Here is a 3,598-nt window from a genome sequence, read left to right as displayed (position 1 = left end):
TCGGACGGGTCGCGGCCGAGCTTGGACTGCAGCTCGACGAGGTCGGTGAAGACGTCGGCCTGGCGGCGCAGCTCGTCGGCGATCATCGGCGGCTGGCTCGCGATCGTGGAAATCACGGTGACCCGCACGCCGCGGCGCTGAACGGCCTCGACCAGAGAGCGGAAGTCGCCGTCACCCGAGAACAGCACCATCTGGTCGATGTGCTCGGCGAGCTCCATGGCGTTCACGGCGAGCTCGATGTCCATGTTGCCCTTCACCTTGCGGCGGCCGGAGGCGTCGATGAACTCCTTGGTCGCCTTGGTGACGACGGTGTAGCCGTTGTAGTCGAGCCAGTCGATCAGCGGCCGGATCGAGGAGTATTCCTGATCCTCGATGATCGCGGTGTAGTAGAACGCCCGAAGCAGCGTCCCGCGGCTCTGAAACTCCTTCAGCAGACGCTTGTAATCGATGTCGAAGCCCAGAGTTTTCGCGGTCGCGTAGAGATTGGCTCCATCGATGAAGAGCGCGATCTTGTCGGTAGAGGAAGGTGACATTCAGTTCACGCTTTCCGTGAAACAGCAGAGATCGGTAGCGAAGATCTTAGAGTACAGACTATGTTTTAAGCTTCAACTATTTTCGACCCGGGCTCGAACTCTGACAATAGCCGAAAGTTGGTGTGTCGGATTTGTAATGTATGCTGTCTATTTCCAGGTGCTTATCTCCATGGTGCTCACGCCATGCCTGTCGGCGATTTTGCCCTGTTTGATCTTTGGATCCACCGGCGCGGCCGCGGCGGGCGGTGGTCTGTTTCAGGTCCATGCGGAAACGTTCTGTTAGTCGGGAGCGAGAGAAGCCGGCCCGCAGCGCAATACATGGCTGCTCGGGCCATCTTCCAGTTGCTGCTGACCGCTCCTTATCTCGATCGAAGGAGATCCAAAGTTGCGTCGGCGCCTTACATGACTTTCTGACTCGTTTGCACTGGGATGCGGCAAGGGTTCTTCGGTCGCCGTAGCAACGGAGCTCAGCGGGGGCGCTGCCCGATGGGTTCCCCTGTTTGGCGTCGACCAGCTGCAATGCGACATGCCGGCGTGTTGGCACGGTGCCGGGTAGGGTGCAGCCGCAGCCGCGCCGGCGCCGGAGGCGCTCCCGCTCCTGTCGCAAGTTCGACGCCAGGAGGAGCGCCGTCCTGAACGCTATGGATCGGCTACCGAGCTGGCTTCCAGCCGAGAGCTTCGCGACCCCAAAATCGCGTAATTATCTGAGCCGCTAACGGCCAGGCCGAGTGACTACTGCCATTTTGCGATCGGCCCAGCTCTTAATATCGCCGACGGTCATCGCCTTGAGGAACGCGTTTGCGTTGACCAGCTTTTCGCGTGTGGTTCGACCCGTCATGTCAGCGGCGGCCATAACTGAAGCAGCATCTGCAGTTTCTGCGCCGGAAAATAGCGCCACGGCTCCCGCCGGTCCCGCGAAATGGGCGAGGTAGAGAGAACCGGGCGTGGCCGGCAGACCGCGCTTGGTCAGCATCGCGGCATGTTGCTCGACCAGCCGTGCGGCAACCTCGCGCGTAAGCTCAGCATCTCCGCGCAAGTCCAAGACTTCCTTGTCGCTGCGGCCCTTGATCAGATCGCGTCGGTGCCTTCGAACGGCTTCGAGCCACGTATCATCGAGAAACTGGGCGGCGCCAGTGGCGCTCGACCGCTTGTTCCTTGCATTCGGGTCACCGTTGGACTCGGCTATGATAATTCGCTCGACCAGCGCCTTGGCAGCCGCCCTGTCGATCGAGCTCCCCTTCAACTGAGCATCGCGAACCAGGACGAAACTCGCGACGAAAGCCAGGCCGATTGCCACTCCAAAAACGAGCGTGATGGATTCCGCGGACAACCACTTCCGCGCGGCGACAACGGATCCACGCTCGTCGGGGCGAGGCGGTCGGATTTCCTCGGCACGGCGTATTTGCCCTGACACATGCGGCGGGAGCCGCGGGTCGGCTGTCGTTCCAACGCAGAGGTATCCGTGCGCTAGGTCTGGCATCGCGTCTGCAGGTTCAATGCTTTCAAAACGCCATCGAAGGCACCTGACAGGCATGGCTTCGCCTCCGCGACCGGTTTGGCGCGACTGGCGCCTGCGCTTGCCTTGAAAATTCCGTGCCGGGGCCGAGGTCTGGGCAGCATGATCGCGGATTTTCCGCTTGCGTTACCCTCCTGCTCGATGATCTTCGAATGTGCTCGTGCAACGATCGGAATGTGGTCCGACGGATTCTTTAGTTCGCTCGAGGAAAGTGGCTGCGGTGGCGCTTCGAATCGCGGAATTTCGAGCCGGTCTGCCTTGGTCAGTGTATCGTGTGAGGGACGTAATCCGACGGTTGCCAGAGCCGGCGGCTCGTTCGCAGGCTCTGTGATGCGCGGCGGCGCCTCGAGCTCCATCACGGCGAGTGTACCGAGGCCAACTAGGAAGAGAGCCACCCTCATCTGATTTCACGCTCTCCGAACGAGAAACCTCACTCAAATCCTCTTAGAAATGAGCTCCAGAAATCAAGAACGATTGCAAAGGTCCAATAAGGCCGCTTAGTGGCAGAGGTGAACCGGGACGCGCTGCTATGGGAGAAGATCAAAGACAGGGTTAACGCGGGGCATGCGAACTGGCCGAGTGAAGGGGATAGTCAACTCGATGTGGCGCTGGCGGCTGTCACCGAACGCCAGCTCGACGGTCGTCTCGTCCTCACTACTCCCTGGCAAGTTCGCGACTGCATTTTGCAGCGGGAGGTGTGCGTCTGTGAGTTGGTTCAACCCAGCAAGGGGGACGGCGGACGGACGTACATTTCCGCCGTGGAGGACTTCAGCAGCTTGGCAGGACGTGAGGGTGAGCTACGGAATCGTGAGCGATCACTGCAAACCGTCGGCAGGTTATCTGAAACTTCTAAGCGAGGCCCCGGTCCACGCAGTGGAAAAGCACGAAGGCCGCAGCGAGGAAAACTCGCTGCGGCCCGCGCGTGGTCAAAAAGCCGGGTCAAAATGGACAAGTACAATATCGGGCCAGCCCCGGTGTCGGAGATTTTAGCGCTAATTTCGTCCAGATGGCGAAAATAAGTTCGCTATCACCGATGCGCGGGTGTCGACAGTTGACGAAGCGCGATAATGGCGGACTGGCTTCTGCCGTGTCATAGAGATTTGCAAATGGGGAACACCGGCCGCCGAGCTACTTGACCTAGATCATTCGTTCCTTAGTGGCCCGCAGGCTGCGGATGTAATAGCCTTGTGCCTGAACGGCTGACTTGATTTCGTTGCTAACCTTGAGAACTCGTTTTCTGCTCTTTCGCCAGGTATGTGCAGAGCAAAGCGTAGGTACGGCAGAGCCTGTACTTAGAACGAGCAAGCCGCGCTTGTCATTGCGATAGACATCAAACATCGTTCGCCCCCGCTGACCATATTGAACTAAGAATGGAATATGTTTCGGTTGTCTCAATGGCCGAGCTTAGTATTTCGGTCCGCTGTGCGGGTTTAAATCTGCAACGCCAGCGACTTTCCTTCAGTTCGTTCCGGATACGGAACGAACTGAAGCAAGCCCCGGCCGCCGTCAAATTGCTGCGTATGCAATTAGTCGTCCGTTAAGAAGCCGA

At 59.0% G+C, this 3,598-nt stretch carries 5 protein-coding genes; 1 reads left to right on the top strand and 4 read right to left on the bottom strand.

The annotated features are described in order from the left end of the window. Positions 1 to 533: LabA-like NYN domain-containing protein (locus FXB41_RS40155; RefSeq protein ID WP_219685689.1), on the bottom strand; the 533-nt coding region annotated here is incomplete at its 3' end. Positions 534 to 669: 136 nt separating this feature from the next. Here FXB41_RS40155 and FXB41_RS40150 point away from each other — a divergent pair. Beyond that, on the top strand, positions 670 to 816 hold the full coding sequence (locus FXB41_RS40150; protein ID WP_219685688.1) for a hypothetical protein: 147 nt from the start codon (positions 670 to 672) through the stop codon (positions 814 to 816). A gap of 429 nt (positions 817 to 1,245) precedes the next feature. On the opposite strand, the gene FXB41_RS40145 is transcribed toward FXB41_RS40150, so the two are convergent. The 3 genes from FXB41_RS40145 to FXB41_RS40135 form a co-directional block, all read right to left on the bottom strand. Then, positions 1,246 to 1,863 carry a lysozyme family protein gene (locus FXB41_RS40145; protein ID WP_219685687.1) on the bottom strand — a complete coding sequence of 206 codons (618 nt, stop codon included), beginning with the start codon at positions 1,861 to 1,863 and terminating at the stop codon, positions 1,246 to 1,248. Between the two features lie 137 nt (positions 1,864 to 2,000). Then, positions 2,001 to 2,405: a hypothetical protein gene (locus FXB41_RS40140; protein ID WP_246649626.1), complete on the bottom strand. Its 405-nt coding sequence runs from the start codon at positions 2,403 to 2,405 to the stop codon at positions 2,001 to 2,003. Positions 2,406 to 3,186: 781 nt separating this feature from the next. Then, the gene (locus FXB41_RS40135) at positions 3,187 to 3,387 is read right to left on the bottom strand and encodes a hypothetical protein (protein WP_219685685.1); all 201 of its coding nucleotides are present in this window, start codon (positions 3,385 to 3,387) and stop codon (positions 3,187 to 3,189) included. Between the last annotated feature and the right edge of the window lie 211 nt (positions 3,388 to 3,598).

The sequence above is a fragment of the Bradyrhizobium canariense genome, from assembly GCF_019402665.1.
Taxonomy (GTDB): Bacteria; Pseudomonadota; Alphaproteobacteria; order Rhizobiales; family Xanthobacteraceae; genus Bradyrhizobium; species Bradyrhizobium canariense.
This window is presented reverse-complemented; position numbering and strand designations above follow the sequence as displayed.